We start from the raw sequence: 26,182 nt of genomic DNA, 5'->3' as shown, positions 1-26,182 counted from the left end.
GCATCGGCGTAACGTCGTAGGGCAACGGGGCGACACTCGGGGGCGTCCTGCGGTGACTCGCGCGCCTCAGGGGACGGCAGATGTACGACCACTCGCGCTTCCTGCACACGATGTCGGAGCTCAGCGCCCGGCTGGTGACGCCGGACGACGTCGACGCCGCGCTCGAGGACGCGTGCGCGCGGATGGTCGGCCTCTTCGACCTGGCCGGCGTGGCGATGGCGCTGACGCAGGGGGGCGAGCTGGGCCCGGCCGCCGGCCACCCCGGCGAGATGGTCGCCCTCGGGCGGGCCCAGCGCACGCACGGAGGAGGCCCCGGCGTCGAGGCGTTCCGCACCGGCGAGGTGCTGGCCATCGCCGACCTGGAGGAGTACGCCGGCCGGTGGCCGGAGTGGTGCGCCGCCGCGCGCGCCCGTGGGGTCGGTGCGGCCGTGGGCATCCCGCTGCGGCTCGGCGCCCGGTCCCTGGGCGTGGTCGACCTCTACGCCAAGGGCCTGCGGGACTGGCCCGGTGAGGACCTCGAGGCCGCAGCCGCGCTGGCCGACCTCGTCGTCGCGCTCCTGGTCAGCACCGCCGCGCTGCGCGAGCAGGAGCAGCTCGCCGGGCAGCTCCAGCACGCCCTGGACTCCCGGACCGTCATCGAGCAGGCCAAGGGTGTCGTCTCGGCGCGGCGGGGGGTGTCGGTCGACGAGGCCTTCGAGCTGATCCGGCGTCACGCCCGCAACCACCAGGTCACGGTGCGCGCCGTCGCCGAGGGCGTGGTCGGCCTCGGTCTGGAGGTCTGAGTCAGGCCGGCGCCGGCGCGCCCCGCCCGGCCTCCGGCTCACCCTCCGCGTCCTCCCCCGCGTCCTCGTCCTCAGTCTCGTCCTCCCTTTCGCCGGGCTGGCGTCGCGGCAGCGAGCCCGCGGTGAACAGCGCCCCGAGCGCGATGAGGGCGAGCAGCGCCACCGAGCCCCGCAGGCCCGCGATGCGCGCGGACTCGTTCTCGTCGACCACCGCCGCGGCGGTGTCGCCCTCGACGCCGGCGTCGGAGAGCGCGCTCTCCAGCTGGTCGTTGGACAGGAACGGGATGCCGCCGGCCAGGTCCGTCTCGGCCTGCGACGACAGGTCGGCCGGGACGTCCGGGTTGTCCTGGATCCCGGTCAGGAACGACGACGTCAGTCCGGAGATCAGCACGGCGCCGGCGAGCGCCGTACCGATCGAGGCGCCCAGGTTGGTCACGGTGTTCTGCAGCCCACCCACCTCGGCGCTGCGCTCGTCGCTGACCGCCGACACGGTCACGGCGCCGAGCTGCGAGGCCAGGGCCCCGATCCCGAGCCCCGCGAGGAGCAGCGGCCAGGTGACCACCTCGGGCCCGACCCCGACCTCCAGCGACGCCACCAGGGCGACCAGCGCCACGAAGAGGGTGAGGAAGCCGAGGCGGACGACCCGACGTGGCGAGGCGTGGGGGAAGAACTTCGGGATGCCCACGGCGCCGAGGAGCAGCGTCGCCGACAGCGGCATGATCCGGACACCGGTCTCCACCGCCGACAGCCCGAGCGCGACCGAGAGGAACAGCGGCACCACGAAGAAGAGGCCCGCCTGGAGGAGGTACTGGAAGAAGAACGACATGAGCCCGCTGCGCAGCCTGAGGTTCCGCAGCAGGGCCGGGTCGAGGAGCACCTCCTGGCCGGCCACCTGCCGGCGGTGCTCCCAGGCGAGGAACAGGCGCAGCACCACGCCGCCGCCGAGGACCAGCCAGACCACCGGGGAGAGGCCCAGCCAGGAGGGGGCGTCGGGCTTGGGGTTGACGAACCCCCACTCGCCGCCGCGCAGGACGCCGAGGACGACCATCGCGAGCCCCGTTGCCGACAGCACGGTGCCGACCAGGTCCAGCCGTGCGGAGGAGTCGGCCGGCTCGTCGCTCATCTTGCGCGCCTGCACCACGATGACCAGCACCAGGATGACCTCGCCCGCGAAGACGTAGCGCCAGGACGCGTACGTCGTGAGCAGGCCGCCGATCAGCGGCCCGACCGCCACGGCGATCGCGCCGGAGGCGGCGACCAGCCCGTAGGCGCGCGGCCGCCCGGGGCGTGGGAAGTTCGAGGCGACCAGGGCCACGATCGCCGGCATGATCAGCGCGGCGCCCATCCCCTCGAGGAGCGACCAGCCGATGAGCAGCACGGTGAGGTTCGGCGCCAGCGCCGTGGTGAAGGAGCCGATCCCGTAGACCACGCAGCCGATGGCGAAGGCGCGCTTGCGACCGAGGATCTGGCCGACCTTGCCGCCCGTGATCATCAGGGAGGCCATCACCAGCGTGTAGAGCGTGATCGCGGTCTGGATGCCGGTCACGGTCGTGCCGACGTCGGAGGCGACGGTCGCGATCGACACGTTCATCACCGAGCTGTCCAGCGTCATCAGGAACTGCGCCGTGGCGAGGGTCATCAGCACGGTGCCGGATGCGCTGCGTGCGGTGGCGGTCGTGTCGGTCATGACCTGTCTGCCTGCCTTCCGAGCGCGTCACCCACCGCGCTGACGAGGATGCGCGCCACGATGCCGATCAGGGCGAGGTCACCGAGCATCTGGACGATGACGACGGCTCGGGTCGACTGCGTCGTGGCGGTGATGTCGCCGAACCCGACGGTGGCGAAGACCGTGACGGTGAAGTACGCCGAGTCCAGGCGGTTCAGCGGCTCGTTGAAGCTCCCGGGCGACGAGTCGCTCATCAGGTAGTAGGTGGTCGAGAAGATGGTCAGGAAGAGCACCACCGTCGTGGCCAGTGCCTCGACGGCTCGCAACCTCGGGTGCGAGGAGCGCCGGATCTCCCGGATGTGCCACACCACCAGGGCGGCGACCAGGGCCAGACCGGTGGCGAGCGTCAGCATCGACACCCCGTTCATCCGCGACATCGGGAGGAACGCGTACGCCGCCACGATGCCGAACGCGACCAGCAGCGACCGGACCAGCGACACGAGCGCCTGCCGCCGGCTCGCGGCCGGCCGACGGGTGCCCGTCGGAGCCACAGCGGATCCCATGGTCCGAGTGAAGCGGCCCGGGCCGCGCGCCGTCTCACCCACAGGGGGTGATGTGAGCGGACCGGCCCGGGTCGACGCTGGAGGGGACAGTTGCCAACGAATCAGGAGCTCGTGATGTCCAACACGCACCTGGACTCCTCCAGTGCCACCGGCACTGCCGCGAGCCAGCCCGCCACCTCAGGATCGCGGCGAGCGGAGGAGCCGACCGGCTGGACCGGCTGGATCATCTTCGCCGCGACGATGATGCTGCTCATGGGGACCTTCCACGCCATCGCAGGCCTGGTGGCGCTCTTCCGTGACGAGTACTACCTGGTCGGCCGCAACGGCCTCGTGGTGCACGTCGACTACACGACGTGGGGATGGACCTACCTCATCGCCGGCATCTTGATCGTCGCCGCCGGCGTCGGCCTCTTCGCCGGTCAGATGTGGGCCCGCATCGTCGCCGTCGGGCTCGCGCTGCTCAGCGCCGTGCTCAACATGGCGTTCTTCTCCGCGTACCCGTGGTGGTCGGCGATCATGATCACGCTCGACGTGCTCGTGATCTGGGCGATCACGGTGCACGGCTCGGAGATGAAGGCCATGCGCTGACGCGCACCCGCTGACCACGGGGGGCCAGCACGACGGGACCGACCGCAAGGACGCGGCCGGTCCCGTCGGCACGTCCGGACCGGTCGCCGGACGCGACGGGTCACTCCACGACCGTGATGCTCGCCAGCTGCAGGCCGTGGGCCCGCAGGGCCGCGACCAGGTCGGCGAGGTCGTGCTCGTCGCCGAGCCGGGCGCGCAGCACGCTCTGCACCTCGCTGGGCCGGGCATGGGCCGGCAGCAGGGCGCGTCGTACCGCCGGCCCGAGCTCGCCGCGCACGACGACCTCGTAGCGTCCGGGACGCCCCGGCTCGTCGGCCACGAGACCGGGCACCGACGCGGGCGCGCTCACGGCGCGCCCCCGGCCGGGTCCCGCTCTTCCGGCGTCCCGGGCTCGGCAGTCCCGGGCGCGGGCGTCCCGGGCTCGGGCTCGTCGTCCAGGAGCCGTCTGATCTCCAGCACCTCCAGGCCGTGTGCCCGTAGCCGGCGCAGGAACGCCGACAGGGCAGCCTGGTCCTCGAACCGGCCCGACAGGACGGTGGTGACGTCGTGGCTGGCCATGTCCACCTCACCGAGGTCGTCGAGGACCTCGGTGGTCGGGAGCAGTCCGGTGATGCGGACCTCGTAGGTGTGCTCTGACATGGGTTCGCCCGGTCTCTCGAGGTGACGGTGACGGGTCACTCCCAGCACAACGCACCGCCGGTGGCGGCGTCCTCACCCGGACGGGATGAGCAGGGGTTCGGGCTACCCCACCGGGGGCTGCTGCTCGAAGAGCCCGAGCTCGCGCGCGCGCCGTACGGCGCTGTTGCGGCGGTTGACGCCGAGCTTGCGCAGGATGCTGCGCACGTGGGTGCGGATGGTGTTCACCGAGACGAACATCTTCGCGGCGATCTCCTCGGTGGTGAGCAGCTCCTCGAGGTGACCGAGCACCTCGCGCTCCTTGGCGGTCAGCGGCTCGACCACGAGGTTGCTGAGGTCCGTGGGGTCCTCGCGGGGCACCTGCCGGGTGGCGGGTGTGCCCACGGGCGCGGTGGCGGTCGTCCCGGGGGAGGGGGAGCGGGTCGACTCGCGCAGCCGGGTGGCCGACGAGGTCTTCAACCAGCCGTGCCGACCGAGCAGCTGGGCGTTGCTGGCCAGCAGGTGGCGCACGGCGGGGGCGGCCTCGCGGAAGGGCCGGCGCAGCTCCTCCGAGGCGGCCAGCACGAGCGCCCGCTCGACGAGGGGGGTGGCGTGCCGCGGCGAGTGTCGTCGGGACTCCTGCACTCCCTCGACCAGCAGCCGGGTGACCTCGACCGGCAGCGGCCGCACGGAGCTGCGGGCGAGGGTCAGCGACCGCTCCAGCGCGTCCGGCTCGCCCTGCTCGGCGTACGCCGCCGCGGCGACGACCGCGCCGCCCAGCCCGTCCTCGAGCACGATCCCGTCCAGCGCCGCGAGGGCGCGGTCGGCCCTGCCCTGCGCCACCGACAGCTCGGCGGCCTGCAGCCGCAGCCAGCCCGCCAGCCAGGGGTCGTGGGCGTCGGCGAGCGCGCACACGGACTCCAGCCGTGCCATGACCGGCTGCTCCGCCCCGGCGGCGGCCTCGACGTGCGCGAGGACGCCCGAGGTGATGGTCCGGCAGACCGGGTCACCGACCAGGCCCCGGGAGGCCCGGGCCGCGGTGAGGTGCTGGCGGGTCAGGGCCAGGTCGTCACGCTCGAGCGCGACGAGGGCCAGGGCCACGGACGCAGCCGGGTTGCGGTTCTCGGGCAGGACGTGGGCGTCCTCGGCGAGGGCCAGCGCCTGGAGCGCGCGCCGTCGCGCATGGGTGAGCCGGCCGTCGAGGGCGTCGGCGAGCGCGTGGTAGCCGATCGAGGCGGCACGGACCCGGGCGGGGAGGTCGGTGACCTCCTCGACGCGTGCCAGCGCGGCGCGGGCCTGTCCCAGCTCGCCGCGGCGCAGTGCGATGACGGCGCCCGCGAGGTCGACGAGCCCCTCCAGCTCGGGGCGGACCAGGCCCGCGACGGGCCGGCGCACCGCGTCGAGCGTGCGGACGGCCCGCGCCACCGCCGCCTCCGCGGACCCGGCGTCGTCGGCGGTGCACGCCCGCACCGCGTCGATGACCGCCACGGCCAGCACGATCGGGTCAGCGTCCTCGCTCGACGTGGGGTCGTCCGGCGGCATGGCCCGGCGCGCGCGGGAAAGCTCCTCGGCGCAGGTCGCTGCGTCGGAGGCGGCGAGGGCGAGCGCGGCCCGGACCGCGCACGCCGGCGCGTCGGCGAGGTCGGGCGGGATCCGACGGGCGATGTCGACGAGCCGCTCGTCCTGGCGCAGGACCAGGCGCGCGATGAGCAGGTCGTCGACGAGCCGGGCGGCGACGTCGCCCCACAGGGCGCCCGTGGCCAGCTGGGCCACCGAGCGCGAGGTCATCCCGCGGGCGTGCAGCCAGGCGGCCGCACGCCGGTGCAGGTCGGCCGCCGCGTCCGGGTCCTCCCAGGCGAGCTGGGCGCGCAGCAGGTCCCGGAAGACGGGGTAGTACCGGTGGCAGCCCGGCTGGTCGGGCACCGGCTCGAGGAACATGTTGGCCCGGGCCAGCTCAGCCAGTCTCCGGTCGGCAGCTGGGCCGGCGAGCTCCTCGGCCAGCTCGGGGGTCAGCACGTCGGGCACGCACGTCTGCAGCAGCAGCCTGCGGGTCTCCGGCTCCTGGACGCCCAGGACCTCGGCGAGCAGGTAGGCGTTGATGTCGGCGTCCTGCGCGACCACAGCGGCCACCGACTCCTCGGGGTGCTCGTGCCGCGACAGGGCGCGGGCGGCGAAGCGCAGCCCGGCCGCCCAGCCGTTCAGCCGGGCGTTGAGGTCGTGGACGGTGACGTCGCCGAGATCGGCGCCGCTGCGCCGCAGCAGCTCGCCCGCCTCGGGATCGGTGAGGGCCAGGTCGGCCCCGCGGACCTCGACCAGCGAGTCGTCGAGCCGGTAGCGGTACAGCGGCAGCACCGGGTCGACCCGGGTCGCGAAGACCAGGCGGAGCGCACCGTGGGCGTGGTCGACGAGATAGGACAGCTCGGCGGCCAGCTCGGGGTCGCGCAGCTCGTAGCCGTCGAGGACCATGGTCCATCGTCGTACCGATGCCGAGAGCACCGCGGCCAGTGCTTTCAGCCGGGAGCGTCCCAGCAGCAGGTCCGGGTCCGGCTGCTCGGCGATGCGGGGCAGCCGCATGCCCAGCCGGGTGAGGCAGTCCATCAGCGGCTGCCACAGGCGGGAGTCGTCGTCCTCGAAGGTGATCCAGCCGACGAGGTCCTTGCGGGGCGACCGGCCGTCACGCAGCCACTCGGCGACCAGGGACGTCTTGCCGGACCCCGCAGGGCCGCTGACCAGGACCAGCGGTGTGGCCGTGGCGCCGTCGAGCGCCGCGACGAGACGCGGGCGGCACACGTGGAGCGGTGGCACCTCCGGGATCCCGGCCCGGGACGAGGTCGAGGGGTCGCGCATGGCTGCCTGGCCGGTCGTGCTCGGATCGGTACCCATCACCCTGCCTCGTCGTGGTGCGAGTCTTCCCCCGTCGAAAACGCTAGGAGGGGGTGTGGTGGGCCTCTAGGGGACGAGGGCGGGCAAGTCGGGACCTTCGGCAGGTTGTGTGCAGAACAGCCATCTCATCCGTTTCGTGTGAGGCGAGCCGCCTCTGCTGCGTTGGACAGTGGCGATGACCGTGCTGACCCAGGCGAGGAGGACACCCGTGAGCCAGACACAGGACGTCGAGGTCCTCCGGGCGCGGATCGCCGAGCTGGAGGCGCGGCTCGCGACCGCCGAGGCCCCGCCCGAGGAGAAGCACCACGTGCGCGGGCTCAGCGCCGTGGCCGGTGTGCTGGTGGTCCTGGCGTGCGTGCTGGCGCCGCTGTCGGTCACCTCGGTGTGGGCCAGCCGGGTCATCTCCGACACCGACCAGTACGTCAAGACCGTCGCGCCGCTGATCGACGACCCCGGCGTGCAGGCCGCGCTGGCCGACCAGGTCACCCAGGCGGTGCTGGACAACATCGACGTGGAGCGCGTGACGAGCGGGACGCTCGACGCGCTGGCCGCGCAGAAGGGCGTGCCCCCAGCGGTGTCGTCGGCCATCCCGGGGCTGCAGATCGCGCTGGTCAACGGGATCAACGGCTTCGTGGCCGACCAGGTCGACAAGATCATCGCCTCGGACCAGTTCGCGCAGGTGTGGGACCAGGTCAACCGGGTGGCCCACGAGCAGATCGTGGTCCTCCTCTCGGGGGAGCAGGGCGGGGCGGTGACCGCCCAGGGCGACAGCGTCACCCTCAACCTCGGTCCCGTCGTCGACGAGGTGAAGAGCAGGCTGGTCGCCCAGGGGTTCACGCTCGCGGAGAAGATCCCGACGGTGGACAAGACGTTCGTCCTGGTGCAGTCGAGCTCGGTCACGAAGGTCCAGTGGGCCTACAGCGCGCTGGAGAAGCTCGGGACGTGGCTGCCCTTCATCGCGGTCGCCCTGCTGGTCGGCGGGGTGCTGCTGGCCCGTGACCGGCGCCGTGCGCTGCTGCGCGGCGGCCTCGGCATCGCCGCGGCCATGATCCTGCTCGGGGTCGCGCTGGCCGTCGCCCGTACGTGGTACGTCAACGAGACGCCCGGCAACGTGCTCACGCCGGAGGCGGCCGGCAGCGTGTTCGACACGCTGGTGCGGTTCCTGCGGACCGGGCTGCGGGCGGTCGGCGTGCTGGGGCTGGTGCTGGCGTTCACCGCCTTCCTGAGCGGGCCGTCCACGGCGGCGGCCCGGACCCGGCACGCCTTCACGCACGGCATCGGCTCGGTGCGGGGCAGCGCCGAGGCCGCCGGCTGGCACACCGGCCGGCTGGGCACCTGGACGTGGGCCCACCGGACCGCGCTGCGGCTCACCGCGGCGATCCTGGGCGGCGTGGTGCTGATGTTCTGGAACCAGCCCACCGGCTGGGTCGTCGTGGGCATCGCTCTCGTGGTGGTGCTGGTCCTGGCCGTCATCGAGTTCCTCGCCCGGCCGCCCGCGCCGACATCACCCGCAGCCACGGCGCCCGCAGCGCCAGCGCCGACGCCGACGCCGTCGGAGCCGAAGCCGCCGGTGCCCCAGCCCTGAGAGCGGGGGCCGCTCAGTCCGGGGGGTGGTGGCCGTGGGCGACGCGGGGCTGCCAGTCGTACACCACCGCGGTGCCCAGGAACAGGTCCTGGACCGAGCGGTTGTCGCGGCTGACCGCCACCCACAGCACCCCGACGGGGAGCAGCGCGACGGCGAGTGCCCGGATCGTGCAGCCGACGAAGCCCAGCGCCCGCCCGCCGCGCCCGACCACACGCAGCCCCATGACGAGGTAGCCGTACGTGCGGCCGCTCAGGGTCCACGAGACGGTCAGGTAGCTCACGGTCACGACGAACGCCGACGCGAGGCTGAAGAAGAGCCCGGCGTGGGGCATCTGGAAGCCGCGCGGGTCCACGAGGAACAGGAGGGCGGCGAGACCGAAGTAGCCCGCCAGCAGGGTCAGGGCCACGACCGCGGCGTCGATGACCGCGGCGACCATCCGGGTGACCAGGCCCGCCCGGTGCCCCTGGTAGGGCCGGGCCTCCCGCGGGACGGGGGAGACCCCGCCGCCCGCTGTGCCGGCGGACACCGCGGCCTCAGGCGTTCGCCGGGCCGGGCCGGCGTCCGTGGCGCAGCAGCAGCCGGTCCACCGCGCGACCGACCGCCTGGTCGGCCTCGATGCCCTGCATGCGGACCCCGCGAACGGTCTCCGAGGCCATGGAGCCGGTGGACTCGCGGATGATCTCGGGCAGGTCGACGCCGTCGATCACCTGCTCGGCGAGGGCGATCAGGTCGACCTGCGCCAACGCCGCGTCCACGACCGGCTTCAGGTCCACGCGGCGCAGCACGGTCGAGGTCAGGTCGAGCCGGTCCAGGACGGCCTCGATGTCGAGCCGGCTCGCGACGGCGTCGAGGTCGAGCCGCTGGGCGACGGCGTCGACGTCCACCCGGCTCACCACCTCGCTGATGCTGCGCTCGTCGAGCTGGGCGAGCACCTCGCGGACCACGGCGCGCAGGTCCACGCGCTGGAGGACGGTGGCGGTGAGGTCGAGCCGGTCGAGGACGGCCTCGATGTCCAGCCGCTGCGCGACCGCGTCGAGGTCGACGCGACGTACGACCTCCGCGATCAGCTCGTCGAGCAGCCGGTCCAGCGTCCGGGTCGCGCTGCGGACGGGGGAGGAGCGGGCCACGGACGCGACTGTCGGCCCCAGGACCGGTACGACGACCGATCTCAGGACCGACAGTGGGGACAGCCTGCGCATCGCGTCGGTGGCCGTGGGACTCACGCGGACTCAGACGAGGGCCTTCTCCTTGAGTCGCTCGTACTCGGGCTGGGTGATCACGCCGGCGTCGAGCATCTTGCGCGCCTGGGCGATCTGGTCGGCCGGACTCGCCTTGGCGGCGACCTCGCGGATGTAGGCGTCCTGCTGGGCGCGCATGTCACTGACGTCGCGCTGCTGGCGCTCGGCCATGCCGCGACCCCGGGCGATCAGGTAGACCATCGCGGTCAGGAAGGGGAGGAAGATCAGGCAGATGATCCAGACGGCCTTCATCACCCCGGACGTGTCCCGGTCCCGGAAGAGGTCGGCGATGATCGAGAACATCACCATCAGGTACGCCACGAAGGCGAAAGAGATCACGATGAACCACACAACGTCCCAGAACGACATCGCAGCGTCCTTTCCTTAGGTCTACGACTGCACTCGAAGTGTCCTCGGGCGGGCCGTGGTCCCGCCTCATCCTGCGCGGACGATCCACGCTCACGCCTCCGGGGTGATGCGACCCGGGGCCCGCGGGTGTGGCATGGGCTGACGAGGGCAGCGGGGCCGGGTGAGCGATGGTGGTGGTGTCATGAGGTACGAGGTGCACGTGGCCGGGCTGGTCCCCAGCGAGCAGCTGGCCGAGGAGGTCGCGGGGCTCGGCGAGGCCGGCGTGGTCGAGCACGAGGTGTGCACGGTCCTGTCCGGCACGTTCGCCGACCAGGCGGCGCTGCACGGCTTCCTGCACCGGCTGTGGGCGCGGCGGCTGCAGGTCGTGCAGGTACGCCGCACCCGACGCCGCCAGCCCTGACCGGGTCAGCCGTCGCGGCCGGCCCGGCCGATCTGGCGCACCAGCTCGTTCATCCGCAGCGAGACCTGGTGCACGTGCGGGATGTCGTTGAGCACGACCGTGCCCTCCTCGCTGGCGGCCGACACCTTCAGCGTGCCGCAGCCGACCATCCGGTCGATCAGCCCCTGGTCGAAGGCGACGTCGTTGATCCGGTTCAGCGGGATGTCGCGGCCGGAGCGGCGCAGGATGCCGGTCCGGGTCGCGAGCCGCTCGGTGGTCAGCGTGTAGGTGCGGTTCCACCAGGCCAGCGCCGGCCACACGCCGAAGACCAGCACGACGCCGGCGAACGCCACCCAGCCCAGGGTGTCCAGCCAGGCGAGGAACCCGTCCTCGGGGCCGAGGGCCAGCACCACGACCAGCCCGACCAGCGCCGCGATGCAGATCAGCATGGCGCCGAGCAGGTGCTTCCAGTGCTCGTGCATCTCGAGGACGATCGTCTCGCCGGGCGAGAGCTGGTCGGCAGGCAGTCCCATGCCGCCATGGTCGTGGCCGGGACCGGCTCCCGCTCAGGGTCGGAAGTCCCACGCTGGGGAGAGGGGCACACGCGCGCCCCTCTCCCCAGTGCTCGGGTCAGTCCCCGTCGCGGCCCAGCCCGGCGTGCGCGTCGCGCAGCTCCCGCTTGAGGATCTTGCCGCTCGGGTTCTTCGGGAGCGCGTCGGCCACCACGACGTACTTGGGCGCCTTGTAGTGCGCGAGCACCTCCCGGCTGTGCGCGAGGACCTGCTCGGAGGTGAGCGTGACGCCCTCCTTCGGCACGACCACCGCCGCGACGGCCTCGACCCAGCGGGGGTGGCTGATCCCGAAGACGGCGACCTCGGCGACGCCGTCGAGGCGGTAGATCGCCTCCTCCACCTCGCGGCTGGCGACGTTCTCGCCGCCGGTCTTGATCATGTCCTTCTTGCGGTCGACGACGTAGAGCCGGCCCGCCTCGTCGACGTACCCGAGGTCCCCGGAGTGGAACCAGCCCTCGCGGAACGCCTCGGCCGTCTTCGCCTCGTCGCGGTAGTAGCCCAGCGTCGCGTGCGGCGAGCGGTGCACGATCTCACCGACGGTGCCGGCCGGCACCGGCCGGTCGAGGTCGTCGACGATGCGGGTCTCGACGTTGAGGGCCGCGCGGCCGGCCGAGCCGGCGTGCGCCAGCTGCTCGTCGGGACCGAGGATCGTGGCCAGCGGGGCCATCTCGGTCTGGCCGTAGAAGTTCCAGAGGTCCACGTCGGGCAGCCGACGCTGGATCTCCTTGAGCACCTCGACCGGCATCGGCGAGGCGCCGTAGTAGCCCTTGCGCAGGCTGGACAGGTCGGTGCTGTCGAAGTCGGGGCAGCGCAGCAGCCCGATCCACACCGTCGGCGGGGCGAAGAACTTGGTGACCCGGTGCTCCTCGACGGCGCGCAGGATCGCAGCGGGGTCGGGGCCGGGCAGGATGATGCTGGTCGCGCCGAGGTAGACGTCGGTGCCGAGGAAGCAGTCGAGCTGGGCGCAGTGGTAGAGCGGCAGCGTGTGCAGCTCGACGTCGTCGGCGGTCATGTTGCCGTCGAGGGCGCAGGAGACGTACTGCCACAGCAGCGACCGGCTGGACAGCAGCGCGCCCTTGGGTCGGGACTCGGTGCCGGAGGTGAACATCATCCGGACCGGGTCGTCGTCGGCGACCAGCACCTGCGGCGGGGTCCCGTCGTGGTCGAACCACTCCTGGGCGTCGGTCCAGCCGTCCGGGACCGCCGCGTCGCCGAGGCGTACGACGGCCCGGGTCGCGACCGTCCCCTCGGCGGCCGCCAGCGCCTTCTCCGCGGTCGGGAGCAGGGCGTCCTCGACCACGAAGGCGGTGGCCCCGCTGTGGTCGAGGATGAACGCGATCTCGTCCCCGTTGAGCATGAAGTTCACCGGCACCAGGACGACGCCGGCGCGGGCGGCCGCGAAGCTCAGCACCGCGAACTGCCAGCAGTTGTGGCAGAGCAGCGCCAGCCGGTCGCCCTGGGCCAGCCCCGCGGCCACCAGGGCCGCGGCGGCCCGGTCGACGACCGCGTCCAGCTCGGCGAAGCTCAGCCGGGTGGGGCCGTCGACGATGGCCGGCTTGTCCGGGACCCGGCGCGCGGTGCGCCGCGGCAGGTCGCCGAGCGACTGCTGACGCGCCTGCTGGACGAGCTGCTCGACGGCCATGCGGACTCCTCGGGTCGGTGGTGTGGTGCCCGTCACGTTATCCGCGGTCGGGTTGGTCCCGCGTGGGTCCGCGGCCCACTACCGTTGCGCCATGCGACTCGACTGGATCCCGGCGTCGGCGGCGGCGTTCGTGACCGGGGCGATGGCACTGACCTTCGGGTCGCTGCTGCTCCCGACGGGGTCCGACTCGGCGGACACGCTGCGCATCGTGCAGCAGCAGGACGGCCGGTGGCTGGCCGCGGCCGTCGTCTTCTTCATCGCGGCGGTCGCGCTCACCCTCGGGCTGCCTGCGGCGCTGAGCCTCTTCGACCGCCGCGGCCGAGGGCTGGCGATGGTGAGCACGGTCGTGCTCGCCATCGGGTTCCTCGGCACCGCCGGCTACGCGATGCTGATGGTGTTCTTCCGGGCGATGGTGCTCAACATCCCCATCGACGACCAGGCGCTCGACAACGTCAGCCACGAGGCCGGGCTGGCCGTCTTCCTCTACGGCTGGATCGCCGGCTTCTACGTCGGCGAGCTGCTGTTCGCGATCGCGCTGCTGCGCGCCGGCACGGTGGCGCACTGGGTGCCCGCCGTGCTGCTGGCGCACGTCGCCTCGCTGACGGTGAGCAACCTGCTGCCCCAGGCGCTGTCGCAGAGCCTGGTGCTCCTGGTGGCCGTCGGGTTCGCCGGGGTGGCCATCGAGGCCGTCACCCGCGACAGCGAGCGCCGCCGCGCCACGCCGGTCCGGCTCTGACACCGCCTCGCCCCGGCAGCGGTGGTAGGCCCTAGGGTGGCGCGCGTGATCGACGGGGAGCCCGCGCGGCAGGTCCAGGACGAGCTCGAGGCGGCACAGGAGGCGGTCGCCGACCACCAGCGCCTCACCGGCCGGGTGGACCGGGCGCAGCGGGCGGTGCAGGGGGCGAGCCAGGTTCTCGTCGAGGCCAGGTCGGTGCTGGGTCGGGAGACCTCGGACGTCGCGAAGCTGGAGTCGTTCAGCCCCACGCGCATCTGGGCCGGGCTGCGCGGCAGCCGCGATGTCGACCTGGCCCGCGAGCAGGCGGAGCAGCAGGCGGCGGCGTACGCCGTCGCGCAGGCGGAGTCGCGGCTCGCCCAGGCCCGAGCGGAGCACGACGCCGCGGCGGCCGCGCTGGCGGCCCTCGGCGACGTGGCTGCCCGGCGCGAGCGGGCGCTGGCCGCGAAGGAGGAGCTGCTCACGGCGTCCGGCGCCCCCGGTGGGACCGAGCTCACCGCGATCGCCGGGGAGCTGGGCGGCCTGCGCAGCCAGCTGCACGAGGTCCGCCAGGCACTCGACGCCGCGGGCGCGGCCGCGGCGCGACTGGCCGACGCCGGCGTGATGCTGGGCAAGGCGCACGACTGGTCGACCTACGACACCTTCCTCGACGGCGGCATGCTCGGCGACATGATGAAGTACGACCGGATGGACCGGGCCTCGGCGCTCATGCGCGAGGCGGACCGAGCGATGCGGCACCTGTCGACCGAGCTCGCCGACGTGGGCGTGGCGGGGGTGGGCGGTGTCGAGGTGACCGGTCTGGTGCAGGCCTTCGACGTCTGGTTCGACAACATCTTCAGCGACTGGTCGGTCCGCACCCGGATCGCCGAGGCGGCCCGACGTACCGATGCCGCGGCCGCCGCCGTCCACCGCGTGCGCGCCGGGCTGGGCGCCCGGGAGACCGAGCTGGCGGGCGCCGTCGCGAGGTTGGCCGCCCGGCGCGAGGAGCTCCTGCTCAGCCCTGCCTGACATGGCCGAGTCGGCGCCGGTTGACCCACGGGTGTGTCAACCAGCGCCGACTCGGCGTTGTCGTGCGGCCGGACGGGGCCGACCCGGCTACTTGGACTTGCGGGCCCGGGCGGCGATCTTGGCGCGCTCGTTCTGGTCGAGGATCACCTTGCGGATCCGGACCGTCTCGGGCGTGACCTCGACGCACTCGTCGTCGCGGCAGAACTCCAGGCACTGCTCCAGCGACAGCTTCTTCGGCGGGATCAGCTTCTCGAAGTTGTCGGAGGTGGCGGACCGGATGTTGGTCTGCTGCTTCTCCTTGGTGATGTTGACGTCCATGTCGTCGGCGCGGGAGTTCTCGCCGACGATCATGCCCTCGTAGACCTCGGTGGTCGGCTCGACGAACATCACGCCGCGCTCCTGCAGCGAGGTCATGGCGTACGCCGTCGCGGCACCCTTGCGGTCGGCCACCAGCGAGCCGTTGTTGCGGCTGCGGATCTCGCCGGCCCACGGCTCGTAGCCCTCGGAGATGTGGTGGGCGATGCCGGTCCCGCGGGTGTCGGTGAGGAAGTCGGTGCGGAAGCCGATCAGGCCACGGGCGGGGACCAGGAACTCCATGCGGACCCAGCCGGTGCCGTGGTTGGTCATCTGCTCCATGCGGCCCTTGCGGGTGGCGAGCAGCTCGGTGATCGCGCCGAGGTACTCCTCCGGCGCGTCGATGGTCAGCCGCTCGACGGGCTCGTGCAGCTTGCCGTCGATCTCCTTGGTGACCACCTGCGGCTTGCCGACGGTCAGCTCGAAGCCCTCGCGGCGCATCTGCTCGACCAGGATCGCCAGCGCCAGCTCACCGCGGCCCTGCACCTCCCAGGCGTCGGGGCGCTCGGTCGGGAGGATCCGCAGCGACACGTTGCCGATCAGCTCGGAGTCGAGGCGGTCCTTGACCAGGCGGGCGGTGACCTTGGAGCCCTTGACCCGGCCGACCAGCGGCGAGGTGTTGGTGCCGATGGTCATCGAGATGGCGGGCTCGTCGACGTGGATGAGCGGCAGCGCGACCGGGTTCTCCGGGTCGGCCAGCGTCTCGCCGATGGTGATGTCCGGGATGCCGGCGATCGCGACGATGTCACCGGGGCCGGCGGACTCGCCCGGCTTGCGCTCGAGGCCCTCGGTGACCAGGAGCTCGGTGATCTTGACGTTCTTGACCGAGCCGTCGCGCTTCATCCAGGCGACGTTCTGGCCCTTCTTCAGGTTGCCCTGGTGGATGCGCAGCAGCGCGAGGCGGCCGAGGAACGGCGAGGAGTCGAGGTTGGTGACGTGCGCCTGCAGCGGCGCGCCCTCGTCGTACGTCGGGGCCGGGATCGTCTCGAGGATGGTCTTGAACAGCGGCTCGAGGTCGGGGGAGTCCGGCAGCTCGCCGTTCTCGGGCTGCTCGAGGCCGGCGACACCCGCGCGGCCGGAGGCGTAGACGACCGGGAAGTCGAGCGCGTCCTGGCTGTGGTGCTCGTCGAGCAGGTCCATGAACAGCTCGTAGGTCTCGTCCACGACCTCGGCGATCCGGGCGTCACCGCGGTCGGTCTTGTTGACCACGAGGATCACCGGCATGTCGGCGTTGAGCGCCTTGCGCAGCACGAACCGGGTCTGCGGCAGCGGGCCCTCGGAGGCGTCGACCAGCAGCACGATGCCGTCGACCATCGACAGGCCGCGCTCGACCTCGCCACCGAAGTCGGCGTGGCCGGGGGTGTCGATGATGTTGATCGTCATCGGCTTGCCGTCGGCGGCCGGCCCGGCGTAGTGGACCGCGGTGTTCTTCGCGAGGATCGTGATGCCCTTCTCGCGCTCCAGGTCGCCGGAGTCCATGACGCGCTCGGCGACGCTCTCGGCCTGGTGGGCGGTGAAGGCGCCGGCCTGGCGGAGCATGGCGTCGACGAGCGTGGTCTTGCCGTGGTCGACGTGCGCGACGATGGCGACGTTGCGCAGGTCGTTGCGCTTGGAAGTTCCAGACATGGAGGTACGGCGTCACTTTCGGTGGCGAGTGGGGTGCTGGCCCGGAGGGCCCCGAGGAGTCTACGCGGCTGCGGGGTCGCGTCCCGCATCGTCGCTGGGCCGGCTGGCCCCGCTGTCTAGGGTGGGGAGCATGGTCACGATCGCCACCACCGACCGGGTCGACCGCGACGGACTGCTGGAGTTCGTCCGCCCCCGGCACCAGATGACGCTGATGACGACGCGGCGCGACGGGCGCCCCCAGGTCTCCCCGGTCACCGGCGGAGTCGACGCGGAAGGCCGGATCGTCATCTCCACCTACCCGCAGCGCGCCAAGGCGGCCAACCTGCGGCGCGACCCGCGGGCGACCGTGCTGGTGCACTCCGACGAGTGGAACGGGCCCTACGTCCAGGTGGACGGCACGGCCGAGGTCCTCGACATGCCGAGCCAGGAGGCCGAGGACGCGCTGGTGGAGTACTTCCGCTGCATCTCGGGGGAGCACCCCGACTGGGAGGAGTACCGCCAGGCGATGCGCCGCCAGGGCAAGTCGCTGATCAGGATCACGCCCGAGTCGTGGGGGCCGGTCGCCACCGGAGGGTTCCCGCCCGACCGCGCACCCGCGTGAGCCTGCCCGAGCGCTCGCCGTACCGGGACCGCTGACCCTCTTGCGGGTGTCGGCGGTGTCGTCTTGTCTGGACCCGTGACCACTCTCGGGCCCTGCCAGTTCGTGCCGCCGTACCTCCTCGAGCACCTCGCCGGGGCCGACCCGGCGGCCGCCGACCCCTGCCGGGCGACGCTCGTCGTCGATGCGCGGCTGCGCACGACCAGGCTCGCGCCGCCGACGACGCAGCAGGCGATGGTCGCGCCGAGCGGGCCGGCCTGGACGGTGCACACCGCCGCGAACACCTCCACCCTCCCCGGCACCGCGGTGCGGTCGGCGGGGGAGCCGGAGTCGGGGCACGCGGCGGTCGACGAGGCCGCGACCGGCATCGCCGGCTCGCTGGCGCTGTTCGCGGAGGTCTACGGCCGGGAGTCGTACGACGGCCGCGGGGCGCGGGTCAGCCTCACCGTGCACTACGGCAGGGCCTACGACAACGCGTTCTGGGACGGCACCCAGCTGGTGTTCGGCGACGGCGACGGCAGGGTGTTCGGCCGGTTCACCCGTCCGGTCGACGTGCTCGGCCACGAGTTCACGCACGCCGTCACCGAGCACACCGCGGCGCTCGAGTACGCCGGTCAGCCGGGCGCGCTGAACGAGTCGGTCTCCGACGTGTTCGCCTCGTGCCTCAAGCAGCGGTTGCTCGGGCAGGGCGCGCTCGAGGCCGACTGGCTGATCGGCGAGGGCATCTTCCTGCCCGGGGTGCAGGCGCGGGCGCTGCGCGACATGGCGGCGCCCGGCACGGCGTACGACGACCCGGCGCTCGGCAAGGACCCGCAGGTGGGCCACATGTCCGACTACGTCGACACCACCGACGACAACGGCGGCGTGCACCTGAACTCCGGCATCCCCAACCGGGCCTTCCAGCTCGCCGCGACCGCGATCGGCGGGAGCTCCTGGGAAGGGGCCGGGGCGATCTGGTACTCCGCCCTCACCGGGGGCCTGGTCACCGCGCGGACCGACTTCGCGGGGTTCGCCGCGGCGACCCTGGCGGCCGCCGGGCCGCACGCCGACGCGGTGCGCGGCGCGTGGGAGCAGGTGGGCGTGGACGCCGAGTCAGGGACGGCGGGTGCGCCGACGGGTGGTGCCGGTGCCGGCGCTGGGACCGGTGGCGGCGGTGGCCGCGGGACGGCGCGGGTGGCGGTGCGGCGTACCGGTGGCTTCACCGGCCGCCCGGTCGACGGCGTGCTGGAGCTCGACGACGACCCCCGCAGCCACGAGGCGCGGACGCTGCTGGACCGGATCGACCTCCGGGCGGCCCGCACCGGCCTGCCGCACCCCGACATGTTCGTCTACGAGTTCGACCTCGACGGCGACCGCGCGGTCGTCCCCGAGCAGCACCTCACCGAGGACCTGCGCCGGCTCGCCGACCTGGTGCTCGCCCCTGACCAGGGATAGTCCGGCACGTTCCTGACACCGGGTCGAGCAGCGACGAGAACGTGCCGGACCACCCGTGAAGACGTGCCGGACCCCCCGATCAGTCCAGGGCGCGGTCGAGGGCGGCCTCGACGTGCAGCGTGGTGCAGGGGAAGACCGGCAGCTCGACGTCGGCCTGCTTGATCAGCAGCTCGAGCTCGGTGCAGCCGAGCAGGACCCCGCCCGCGCCGGCGTCCCACAGCTCCTCGACGATCGAGACGACCCGCCGGCGGGTGCGGTCGAGGACGTGCCCGTGGACGAGCTCCTCGTAGATCGCGGTGTTGAGCCACTCGTGGTGCTCCTGCGCCGGGACGATCGCGGTCACGCCGTGGGTGGCGAGCCGGTCGGTGAAGAAGCTGTCCTCCATGGCGACCTTGGTGCCGATGAACCCGACGGTGCTCACGCCCTGGTCGAGGCAGGCCCGCGCCACCACGTCGGCGAGGTGGATGAGCGGGATGTCGACGGCGGCCTCGACCTGGTCGGCCACCTTGTGGAACGTGGTCGTGCACAGGAGCAGGAAGTCGGCGCCCGCGCGCTCCACCCCGCGGGCCGCGTCGGCGAGCAGCTCACCGACCTGCTGCCAGCGCTCGTCGTCCTCGAGGTGGGTCACCTCGGCGAAGTCCACCGTGCTGAGCACCAGCTTGGGCGAGGAGAGCCCGCCGAGCCGCTGCTGCACGCCGAGGTTGAGGTCGCGGTAGTACACCGCGCTGCTCTCCCAGCTCATCCCGCCGATCAGTCCGATGGTCTGCACGGGGGCGAGTCTGGCACGTCCGGCGTACGACGAGGACGTGGCTCAGTCCCCGGAACGCCCGGGGGGTTGTCAGCCAGTTCCTGTGCTTGTCAGCCGTTGCACCGGCCGACAAGCACAGGAGTCACCGGCCAGCCGGTGAGTCCTGCACGCGGTGCACCTTGTGCTGGGCCGCCTGCGCCCGCGGGCGGATGACCATCTCGTCGACGTTGAAGTGGCTGGGCAGGCTCGCGATCCACCGGACCGCCTCGGCCACGTCCTCGGCCACCAGCGGCTCGGGGACGCCGGCGTACACCGCGTCGGCCTTCGCCTGGTCGCCGCCGAAGCGCACGACCGCGAACTCGTCGGTGCGGACCATGCCCGGCGCGATCTCGGAGACCCGGATCGGCTCGCCGCACAGCTCGAGCCGCAGCGTCTCGGTCACCACCTGGGTGCCGTGCTTGGCGGCGGTGTAGCCCGCGCCGCCCTCGTAGGCGATCCGCCCGGCGGTGGAGCCCATGTTGACGATCAGCCCGTCGCCGCTGGCGCGCAGGGCCGGCAGCAGCGCCTGGGTCACGTTGAGGAGGCCGAGCACGTTGACCTCGTACATCGCCCGCCAGTCCGCGGGGTCGGCCTGCTCGACGTACTCCGACCCGAAGGCGCCGCCGGCGTTGTTGACCAGCACGTGCAGCGTGCCGCCCACGGCCTCGACCAGGCCCCGCACCGACTCCGGCGAGGTCACGTCGCACTCCACAGCCACCCCGCCGATCTCCTCGGCGAGTGCCTCGACGCGGTCCCGGCGGCGGGCCGCGCAGACGACCCGGAAGCCGTCGGCGGCGAGGGCCCGGGCGGACGCGGCGCCGATCCCGCTGCTGGCTCCGGTGACGACGGCGGTGCGCGAGGTGCTCATGCGCCGATTGTGCCGTGACGGTGCCCACGCTCCGTGGTGGGGTGGCCGCGCCGGTGGCATCATGACCTGTCGATCGCACCGCCCTTCCCGAAGCTGGAGCCCATGGATCTGCGCAGCCTCGCCCGTCTCGCGGGCCTCGTCGGCGGCCTCTGCTGGCTGGTCCGTCTCGTGCTCGACCTCGGTGGCAGCGGCGGAGCCGCCGGTCTCCTGCACTGGCTCGGGCTGGTGCTGCTCGCGGTGGCGCTCGTCGGCGCAGGTGCCGCGCTGGTCAGCACCAGCGCCACCTGGCTGCGCGCCATCGTCGCCGTCGCGTTCCCGCTGCTGGTCTGGTCGGTCCTCGAGGTCCTGCACGACGGCGGCGACCCCGAGGTGATCGACGGCCTCTTCGGCCTGGTGGTGGCCGTGGTGGCGGCCGTCGCGCAGGCCAGGTCGCGCCCGGAGCCGGTGCGCCGGTCGCGCTCCACCGGCGCGCACGCCCGCTGACGCGGGGCCCTGAGTTCGCGCGTCCACCGTTCGGGTACGACGTACCGGTCGAGGGTGGGAATCAGCGGGGGCCCGCGCTGGTTCTTGTTGGTTGGATCAATCGACGGAAGGGACCCAGTGGATCGCATCAGGCGCCTGGCGATGATCAGCCTGCACACCTCCCCGCTCGACCAGCCGGGCACCGGCGACGCCGGCGGCATGAACGTCTACGTGATCGAGCTGTCGCGCCGGCTGGCCCAGCAGGGCATCGAGGTCGACATCTTCACGCGCGCCACCAGCTCCGCGCTCGACCCGGTGGTCGAGGCCGCGGACGGGGTCTGGGTGCGGCACATCCACGCCGGGCCGTTCGAGGGGCTGACCAAGGGCGAGCTGCCGGGCCAGCTGTGCGTCTTCGCCCGGGAGGTGCTGCGCGCCGAGGCGGCGCAGCCGGTCGGCCACTACGACGCCGTGCACTCCCACTACTGGCTCTCCGGGCAGGTCGGCGCGCTCGCCCGCGACCGCTGGGGCGTGCCGCTGGTGCACACCATGCACACGATGGCGAAGGTCAAGAACGACGCGCTCGCCACCGGTGACACCCCCGAGCCGGTCGCCCGGATCATCGGCGAGGAGCAGGTGGTCGAGGCGGCGGACATGCTGATCGCCAACACCGACCTCGAGGCCAAGCAGCTGATCAACCTGTACGACGCCGAGGCCGGCCGCGTCGAGGTGGTGCACCCGGGCGTCGACCTCTCCGTCTTCCGCCCGCTCGACCGGGCCGCCGCCCGGGCCGACCTGGGCCTGCCCGCCGATGCGCACGTGCTGCTGTTCGCCGGCCGCATCCAGCCGCTCAAGGCTCCGGACGTGCTGCTGCGGGCCGTGGCCGAGCTGCTCGCCCAGACGCCGGGGCTGCGGTCGCGTCTGGTCGTCCCCGTGGTCGGCGGCCCGTCCGGCTCGGGCCTCGAGCACCCCGAGTCCCTCGCCCAGCTCGCCAGCGAGCTCGGCCTCGACCACGTGGTCAGGTTCGTCCCGCCGGTCGCCCAGTCCGACCTGGCGCGCTGGTGCGCGGCCGCGACCCTGGTGGCCGTGCCCTCCTACAACGAGTCGTTCGGCCTGGTCGCCGTCGAGGCCCAGGCCACCGGGACCCCGGTCCTCGCGGCCGCGGTCGGCGGTCTCACCACGGTGGTGCGCGACGGCCACAGCGGGCTGCTCATCGAGGGTCACGAGCCGCGCGACTGGGCCGCGGCGCTGCGCCGGGTGATCGAGGACGACGAGCTGCAGGTGCGGCTCTCGGCCGGCGCGCTGGAGCAGGCGCGCCAGTTCGCGTGGGAGCGGACCGCGGAGCGCACCCTCGAGGTGTACGAGCGGGCCCGCTCGTTCATGCGAGAGTCCGTGTCGTGACCTCGCCCGCCGCGACCATCCGCGACCACCTCACCGAGAACGACATCGAGTTCGAGGAGCTCTCCGACGGCGTCTTCTCGTTCTCGCTTCCCGGGGAGAAGAAGCTGCAGACGGCCGTCCGGCTCGACGTCGGCGAGCACGCGCTCGGCGTGCACGCCTTCGTCTGCCGCCGACCCGACGAGAACCACGAGCGGGTCTACCGCTGGCTGCTCGAGCGGAACCTGAAGATGTACGCCGTCTCCTTCGCCGTCGACCGGCACGGCGACATCTACCTCGACGCCCGGCTGCCGCTGTCCGTGGTCACGCCCGACGAGCTGGACCGGCTGCTCGGGTCGGTGCTCTCGAACGCCGACGAGTCGTTCAACGCCATCCTCGAGCTCGGTTTCGCCTCCTCGATCCGCAAGGAGTGGGAGTGGCGCAAGCTGCGCGGCGAGTCGACGAAGAACCTCGAGGCTTTCCGCGGCTGGCTGGAGTCGGGCGAGGAGCCCGAAGCCGGCTGATCAGCAGGCCTTCGCGGGCTCCTGCGCGATCGTCCGCGGCTTGCGCCGGGCCACGGCGACGCCGACGAGGGCGAGCGCGCCGCCGGCGTACGCCATCGTGGGCGGCGCCTCGCTGAGGAAGACCACGCCCATCACGATGGTCAACGGCGGCACGAGATAGGTCGTCACGCCCAGGCTGCTCGCGCTCATGTGCGTGAGGGCGAAGGCGTACGTCGTGAAGGCGATCGCGGTCGGGAAGACCCCGAGGTAGACTACCCACGCGATCGAGGAGGCGGGTGCGTCGGCGGTCTCGCGGACCAGGTCCCCGGCGAACGGCAGGCACGCGAGCGCGCCGACCGTGCACGCGAGCCAGGTGACGTGGACGGCCTGGACCCGGGCCATCAGGGGCTTCTGCAGGATCACGCTGACCGAGTAGACGACGGCGCTGAGCACGCAGAGCAGGACGCCGAGGACGTCGTGGTTGCTGCCGGGGGAGGTCGAGAGGCCGATCAGCGCCACGCCGCCGAACGCCAGCGCCAGCCCGATGCCGAGGAAGACCGTGAACCGCTCCGAGAGGAAGAGCGCGGCCAGCAGCGCGATCAGCACCGGAGAGACCTGGATCAGCATCGCCGCGGTGCCCGCGTCGACGCGACGCTCGCCCTCGTTGAGCGCGACGTTGTAGACGCCGAACCACAGCACCCCGATCACCACGATCGAGAGCAGGTCGCGCCGGCTCGGCCGGGGCACGCCGCGGCTCAGCGCGACCACGCCCAGGCACAGCGAGCCCACCACGAGGCGGCCCAGCGAGAGGGCGCCGGGGGAGAAGTCGTCGCCGAGGTAGCGGATGGCGACGAACGCGCTCGCCCACAGCAGCAGCGTGACGGCGACCGCGGCGACCGGCACCCAGGCGGCGGGCGCGCCGGTCGGGGTGCGGGCGGGGTCGGTGGTCCGGGTGATCGTCACCGGACCAGCCTAGGGACGCCCACCGACAGCCGACACGCGGTTTTCGGACGCAGCACCACGAGATCCGGCCAGCTCCCGAGGCACCGGCACGACAGGGCCCGCGCCGCCCGGGGATCCGGGCGACGCGGGCCTGAGGTGGGACGCCGGGCGTGCCGGCGGCGTCAGCGGCGAGCGGCTCAGCGGACGGCGTCGAGGGCGTCGACGACTCCGTCACCGAAGTAGCTGTTCTCCGCTGCCGTGCCGACGCAGGGCGCGCCGGCCGTGGTCGTGCCGCAGGCCTTGTCGTCGGCCTGGGCGCGCAGCTCGGCCACCATCCGGGAGGGGCTCCAGGACGGGTGCGCGGACTTCATCAGCGCGAGCACTCCGGCGACGTGCGGGGTGGCCATCGACGTGCCGCTCTTCAGGCCGTAGCCGTTGTCCTTGACGATCGTCGACAGGATCCGCGAGCCGGGCGCCGCCACGTCGATGACGCCGAGCCCGCGGTTGGAGAACCCGGAGAGCCGGCTGTCCGCCGAGTCGGCCGGGTAGCGCTCCAGCGAGGCGACCGTGACGACGCCGTCGAGCTCGGTGGGGATGTCGTTGCACCCGGCGTTGACCGTCCGGGTGATCGGCGTGCTGTCGTCCGGGCTGGTGCTGTCGGTGGTCTTGTGCGCGAGGTCGTCGTGCTCGTTGCCGGCGGCCGCGGCGGAGACGACGCCCTGGTCGATCGACCAGGCGACTGCACGGCGCACGGCCTCCTTGGCGGCGGCCTGGTCGGGCTGGTCGTCGCAGTAGTACCGGAACGGGTCGACGTAGTAGCTGTTGTTGGTCACGTCCATGTGGTGGGTCGCGGCCCAGACGAACCCGCAGACGGCGTACTCGGGGTAGATGAACCCGGCGTCGTTGACCACCTTGACCGAGGCCAGTCGCACGTTCGGCGCGACGCCCACGATGCCGACGCCGTTGCGCGCGGCGGCGATGGTCCCGGCCACGTGGGTGCCGTGGTCGCTGGTGGTGGGGTACCAGCCGGTCGCCGAGCGGTCCGGGCGTCCCGCGTCGGTGCAGTTCACCGAGTCGGCGGTGTCGATGTTCGCGGCCAGGTCCGGGTGGTCGGGGTCGATGCCGCTGTCGAGCACGCCGACGAGCACGTCGCGGTTCCCGTCGGTGATCGCGTGGGCCTGGTCGGCCTTGATCATCGGCAGGTCCCACTGCTCGCCCTCGCGGGGGTCGGTGGCGGTGGCAGCCGTGGGCTCGGAGCCGACGTCACCGTTGACGTCCTTCGTCGCGCCGCGCTTGTAGTCCGACGCGCCGCGGCCCCAGGGGGCACCAGCCTCCTCCGGGGTGCCCTCGGAGACGGCGACCGTGCGCGTGGCCCCGACGGAGTCGAGCGCGTTGCCGGCGCTGGCCGCGACGTCCTCGCGGAACGTCGACACGTCCGCGTGCGCCACGACGACGCCGATCTGCGGCCAGCTCTGGACGACGACGCCGCCGGCCTCGGCCACGGCGCGCTCGACCAGACGGGTCTGACCGGGGTTGGCGGCCTTGGCGTTGAGCAGGTAGCTCGAGACGACGCCGTCCGGCGTGATGACGGGCACCGGGGTGGACGCCGGCGCGGCGTCGGGGGTGGTGGCGGTCGCGCCGGGTCCGGAGAGCGCCACGAGGGCCGAGGCGAACAGCCCCGCCGTCGCGGTGGAGAGAGCGGCGGGTCGCCGCATGAAGATCATCGTGATGCCTCCCGAGAGATGAAGAGCGTCGGATCGGACGCCGGGCTCATCCTGCACTCGGAGGGGGTGCTGTGACCAGAGGTGCACGACAGGCTTTCGTGGCTGATGGGCCTGCTGGGACTTGAACGGTTCTGGCGCGGTGCCAGACTCGGGCGCATGACCGCACCCGTCGCCGGGCCCGAGCTGCTGGGCCGGGCCTACTCACTGGTCACGGCCGCCGTCGAGGACCTCGCGCCGCCGGAGCTGCTGCTCGGGACCCGGTGCCGGGGCTGGACGGTCCAGGACCTGGTCTTCCACCAGCTGCTCGACGCCCAGCGGGCGCTCGTGGCGTTCGCGACCCCCAGCGGACAGGAGCCGGACGTGGACGCGGTGACCTACTGGGCGCCGTTCCGGCCCGGGTCGGCCGGGTCCGGCGAGGGCGGCGGTCCGGGCGGGGACGACTGGGCGGGGGCGCACGCCCGCTTCGTGCGCGTGGCCTCCTCGGCGTACGTCGATCCGCGCACCCTGGTCTCGCACTGGCGCACCACCTGCGAGGCGACCGTGCGGGCGGCCGCGGCGGCCGACCCCGGAGGCCGGGTGAGCACGCAGGGCCACGTCCTCGACGTGCCTGACTTCGTCTCCACCCTCGTCGTCGAGGCGACCGTGCACCACCTCGACCTGGTCGTCGAGCTGCCCCCCGGCGCACCGGGCACCGCGCCCGACCCCGAGGGGCTGGCACTGACCCGGGCGGTGCTCGAGGGCATCCACGGCGAGCCGCTGCCTGCCACCTGGGACGACACCGCGGCCGTGCTCAAGGGCACCGGCCGGCTCGAGCTGTCCGCCGACGACCGGCAGCAGCTCGGGGCGAGCGCGGACCGGCTGCCGCTGCTGGGCTGAGGTCACCGGCG

At 73.0% G+C, this 26,182-nt stretch carries 27 protein-coding genes; 12 read left to right on the top strand and 15 right to left on the bottom strand.

The window, feature by feature from the left end; genetic code table 11:
- Window positions 1-80 precede the first annotated feature (80 nt).
- The gene (locus tag ACFO9I_RS22235; RefSeq protein ID WP_379184927.1) at window positions 81-782 is read left to right on the top strand and encodes an ANTAR domain-containing protein; all 702 of its coding nucleotides are present in this window, start codon (window positions 81-83) and stop codon (window positions 780-782) included.
- Window position 783: 1 nt separating this feature from the next.
- On the opposite strand, the gene ACFO9I_RS22230 is transcribed toward ACFO9I_RS22235, so the two are convergent.
- Both ACFO9I_RS22230 and ACFO9I_RS22225 read right to left on the bottom strand, forming a co-directional pair.
- On the bottom strand, window positions 784-2,469 hold the full coding sequence (locus ACFO9I_RS22230; RefSeq protein WP_379184925.1) for an MFS transporter: 1,686 nt from the start codon (window positions 2,467-2,469) through the stop codon (window positions 784-786).
- Window positions 2,466-3,011, bottom strand: coding sequence for a potassium channel family protein (locus ACFO9I_RS22225; protein ID WP_379184923.1), 546 nt, complete (start codon window positions 3,009-3,011; stop codon window positions 2,466-2,468). The genes ACFO9I_RS22230 and ACFO9I_RS22225 overlap by 4 nt, the downstream gene beginning before the upstream one ends.
- A gap of 114 nt (window positions 3,012-3,125) precedes the next feature.
- Here ACFO9I_RS22225 and ACFO9I_RS22220 point away from each other — a divergent pair, with 114 nt between their 5' ends.
- The gene (locus ACFO9I_RS22220; protein WP_379184921.1) at window positions 3,126-3,599 is read left to right on the top strand and encodes a DUF7144 family membrane protein; all 474 of its coding nucleotides are present in this window, start codon (window positions 3,126-3,128) and stop codon (window positions 3,597-3,599) included.
- Window positions 3,600-3,699: 100 nt separating this feature from the next.
- On the opposite strand, the gene ACFO9I_RS22215 is transcribed toward ACFO9I_RS22220, so the two are convergent.
- From ACFO9I_RS22215 to ACFO9I_RS22205, 3 genes are all read right to left on the bottom strand, one after another.
- On the bottom strand, window positions 3,700-3,948 hold the full coding sequence (locus tag ACFO9I_RS22215) for a hypothetical protein (protein WP_379184920.1): 249 nt from the start codon (window positions 3,946-3,948) through the stop codon (window positions 3,700-3,702).
- Window positions 3,945-4,238: a hypothetical protein gene (locus ACFO9I_RS22210; RefSeq protein ID WP_379184918.1), complete on the bottom strand. Its 294-nt coding sequence runs from the start codon at window positions 4,236-4,238 to the stop codon at window positions 3,945-3,947. Before ACFO9I_RS22210 ends, ACFO9I_RS22215 begins: the two co-directional genes overlap by 4 nt.
- A 102-nt stretch (window positions 4,239-4,340) precedes the next feature.
- A complete protein-coding gene (locus tag ACFO9I_RS22205; protein WP_379184916.1) occupies window positions 4,341-7,097 on the bottom strand; it encodes a LuxR C-terminal-related transcriptional regulator in 2,757 nt (918 codons plus the stop codon).
- Between the two features lie 208 nt (window positions 7,098-7,305).
- Between ACFO9I_RS22205 and ACFO9I_RS22200 the strand changes: the two genes are divergently transcribed.
- Window positions 7,306-8,682 carry a hypothetical protein gene (locus tag ACFO9I_RS22200; RefSeq protein ID WP_379184914.1) on the top strand — a complete coding sequence of 459 codons (1,377 nt, stop codon included), beginning with the start codon at window positions 7,306-7,308 and terminating at the stop codon, window positions 8,680-8,682.
- 13 nt (window positions 8,683-8,695) lie between these two features.
- On the opposite strand, the gene ACFO9I_RS22195 is transcribed toward ACFO9I_RS22200, so the two are convergent.
- The 3 genes from ACFO9I_RS22195 to ACFO9I_RS22185 form a co-directional block, all read right to left on the bottom strand.
- Window positions 8,696-9,208, bottom strand: coding sequence for an RDD family protein (locus ACFO9I_RS22195; protein WP_379184912.1), 513 nt, complete (start codon window positions 9,206-9,208; stop codon window positions 8,696-8,698).
- A 7-nt stretch (window positions 9,209-9,215) separates the two neighbouring features.
- Window positions 9,216-9,809, bottom strand: coding sequence for a hypothetical protein (locus tag ACFO9I_RS22190; protein WP_379184910.1), 594 nt, complete (start codon window positions 9,807-9,809; stop codon window positions 9,216-9,218).
- A gap of 102 nt (window positions 9,810-9,911) precedes the next feature.
- On the bottom strand, window positions 9,912-10,289 hold the full coding sequence (locus tag ACFO9I_RS22185) for an SHOCT domain-containing protein (RefSeq protein ID WP_379184908.1): 378 nt from the start codon (window positions 10,287-10,289) through the stop codon (window positions 9,912-9,914).
- Between the two features lie 181 nt (window positions 10,290-10,470).
- Here ACFO9I_RS22185 and ACFO9I_RS22180 point away from each other — a divergent pair, with 181 nt between their 5' ends.
- On the top strand, window positions 10,471-10,689 hold the full coding sequence (locus ACFO9I_RS22180; RefSeq protein ID WP_379184906.1) for a hypothetical protein: 219 nt from the start codon (window positions 10,471-10,473) through the stop codon (window positions 10,687-10,689).
- 5 nt (window positions 10,690-10,694) lie between these two features.
- On the opposite strand, the gene ACFO9I_RS22175 is transcribed toward ACFO9I_RS22180, so the two are convergent.
- Both ACFO9I_RS22175 and ACFO9I_RS22170 read right to left on the bottom strand, forming a co-directional pair.
- Window positions 10,695-11,201, bottom strand: coding sequence for a PH domain-containing protein (locus tag ACFO9I_RS22175; protein ID WP_379184904.1), 507 nt, complete (start codon window positions 11,199-11,201; stop codon window positions 10,695-10,697).
- A 97-nt stretch (window positions 11,202-11,298) separates the two neighbouring features.
- Window positions 11,299-12,882: a fatty acyl-CoA synthetase gene (locus tag ACFO9I_RS22170; protein ID WP_379184902.1), complete on the bottom strand. Its 1,584-nt coding sequence runs from the start codon at window positions 12,880-12,882 to the stop codon at window positions 11,299-11,301.
- A gap of 91 nt (window positions 12,883-12,973) precedes the next feature.
- On the opposite strand from ACFO9I_RS22170, the gene ACFO9I_RS22165 reads away from it, so the two are divergent.
- Both ACFO9I_RS22165 and ACFO9I_RS22160 read left to right on the top strand, forming a co-directional pair.
- Window positions 12,974-13,618: a hypothetical protein gene (locus tag ACFO9I_RS22165; protein WP_379184900.1), complete on the top strand. Its 645-nt coding sequence runs from the start codon at window positions 12,974-12,976 to the stop codon at window positions 13,616-13,618.
- Between the two features lie 45 nt (window positions 13,619-13,663).
- The gene (locus ACFO9I_RS22160; protein ID WP_379184898.1) at window positions 13,664-14,623 is read left to right on the top strand and encodes a hypothetical protein; all 960 of its coding nucleotides are present in this window, start codon (window positions 13,664-13,666) and stop codon (window positions 14,621-14,623) included.
- An 87-nt stretch (window positions 14,624-14,710) separates the two neighbouring features.
- Here the strand turns inward: ACFO9I_RS22160 and typA are convergent, their stop codons facing one another.
- Window positions 14,711-16,603 (bottom strand): translational GTPase TypA, encoded by a 1,893-nt coding sequence (gene typA, locus ACFO9I_RS22155; protein ID WP_379184896.1) that lies wholly within the window; start codon window positions 16,601-16,603, stop codon window positions 14,711-14,713.
- A 130-nt stretch (window positions 16,604-16,733) separates the two neighbouring features.
- Here typA and ACFO9I_RS22150 point away from each other — a divergent pair, with 130 nt between their 5' ends.
- Both ACFO9I_RS22150 and ACFO9I_RS22145 read left to right on the top strand, forming a co-directional pair.
- Window positions 16,734-17,204, top strand: coding sequence for a PPOX class F420-dependent oxidoreductase (locus tag ACFO9I_RS22150; RefSeq protein ID WP_379184894.1), 471 nt, complete (start codon window positions 16,734-16,736; stop codon window positions 17,202-17,204).
- A gap of 75 nt (window positions 17,205-17,279) precedes the next feature.
- Window positions 17,280-18,635: a M4 family metallopeptidase gene (locus tag ACFO9I_RS22145; protein ID WP_379184892.1), complete on the top strand. Its 1,356-nt coding sequence runs from the start codon at window positions 17,280-17,282 to the stop codon at window positions 18,633-18,635.
- Between the two features lie 79 nt (window positions 18,636-18,714).
- On the opposite strand, the gene ACFO9I_RS22140 is transcribed toward ACFO9I_RS22145, so the two are convergent.
- Together ACFO9I_RS22140 and ACFO9I_RS22135 are read right to left on the bottom strand one after the other, a co-directional pair.
- Complete coding sequence (locus ACFO9I_RS22140; RefSeq protein WP_379184890.1) at window positions 18,715-19,404, bottom strand: aspartate/glutamate racemase family protein; 690 nt, start codon at window positions 19,402-19,404, stop codon at window positions 18,715-18,717.
- Window positions 19,405-19,525: 121 nt separating this feature from the next.
- Window positions 19,526-20,290 carry an SDR family oxidoreductase gene (locus ACFO9I_RS22135; RefSeq protein ID WP_379184888.1) on the bottom strand — a complete coding sequence of 255 codons (765 nt, stop codon included), beginning with the start codon at window positions 20,288-20,290 and terminating at the stop codon, window positions 19,526-19,528.
- Between the two features lie 102 nt (window positions 20,291-20,392).
- On the opposite strand from ACFO9I_RS22135, the gene ACFO9I_RS22130 reads away from it, so the two are divergent.
- The 3 genes from ACFO9I_RS22130 (at window position 20,393) to ACFO9I_RS22120 (ending at window position 22,650) form a co-directional block, all read left to right on the top strand.
- Window positions 20,393-20,773 (top strand): hypothetical protein, encoded by a 381-nt coding sequence (locus ACFO9I_RS22130; protein WP_379184886.1) that lies wholly within the window; start codon window positions 20,393-20,395, stop codon window positions 20,771-20,773.
- Between the two features lie 117 nt (window positions 20,774-20,890).
- Complete coding sequence (mshA, locus tag ACFO9I_RS22125) at window positions 20,891-22,150, top strand: D-inositol-3-phosphate glycosyltransferase (protein ID WP_417608215.1); 1,260 nt, start codon at window positions 20,891-20,893, stop codon at window positions 22,148-22,150.
- Entirely contained in the window at window positions 22,147-22,650 is a 504-nt protein-coding gene (locus ACFO9I_RS22120; RefSeq protein ID WP_379184884.1) for a YbjN domain-containing protein, read from the top strand. Before mshA ends, ACFO9I_RS22120 begins: the two co-directional genes overlap by 4 nt.
- Here ACFO9I_RS22120 and ACFO9I_RS22115 read toward each other — a convergent pair whose 3' ends face one another.
- The gene (locus ACFO9I_RS22115; protein ID WP_379184883.1) at window positions 22,651-23,592 is read right to left on the bottom strand and encodes a DMT family transporter; all 942 of its coding nucleotides are present in this window, start codon (window positions 23,590-23,592) and stop codon (window positions 22,651-22,653) included. It abuts the gene before it with no gap.
- 176 nt (window positions 23,593-23,768) lie between these two features.
- The gene (locus ACFO9I_RS22110) at window positions 23,769-25,286 is read right to left on the bottom strand and encodes a S8 family serine peptidase (RefSeq protein WP_379184881.1); all 1,518 of its coding nucleotides are present in this window, start codon (window positions 25,284-25,286) and stop codon (window positions 23,769-23,771) included.
- A gap of 165 nt (window positions 25,287-25,451) precedes the next feature.
- Between ACFO9I_RS22110 and ACFO9I_RS22105 the strand changes: the two genes are divergently transcribed.
- Window positions 25,452-26,171, top strand: a complete 720-nt coding sequence (locus ACFO9I_RS22105; protein WP_379184879.1) for a maleylpyruvate isomerase N-terminal domain-containing protein — start codon at window positions 25,452-25,454, stop codon at window positions 26,169-26,171.
- Window positions 26,172-26,182: the final 11 nt, after the last annotated feature.

Origin of the sequence: Nocardioides sp. GCM10023255 (assembly GCF_042653125.1) — a bacterium.
GTDB lineage: Bacteria > Actinomycetota > Actinomycetes > Propionibacteriales > Nocardioidaceae > Nocardioides.
Note: the sequence above shows the minus strand (reverse complement) of the source record. Positions and strands in the feature narration are given on the sequence as shown.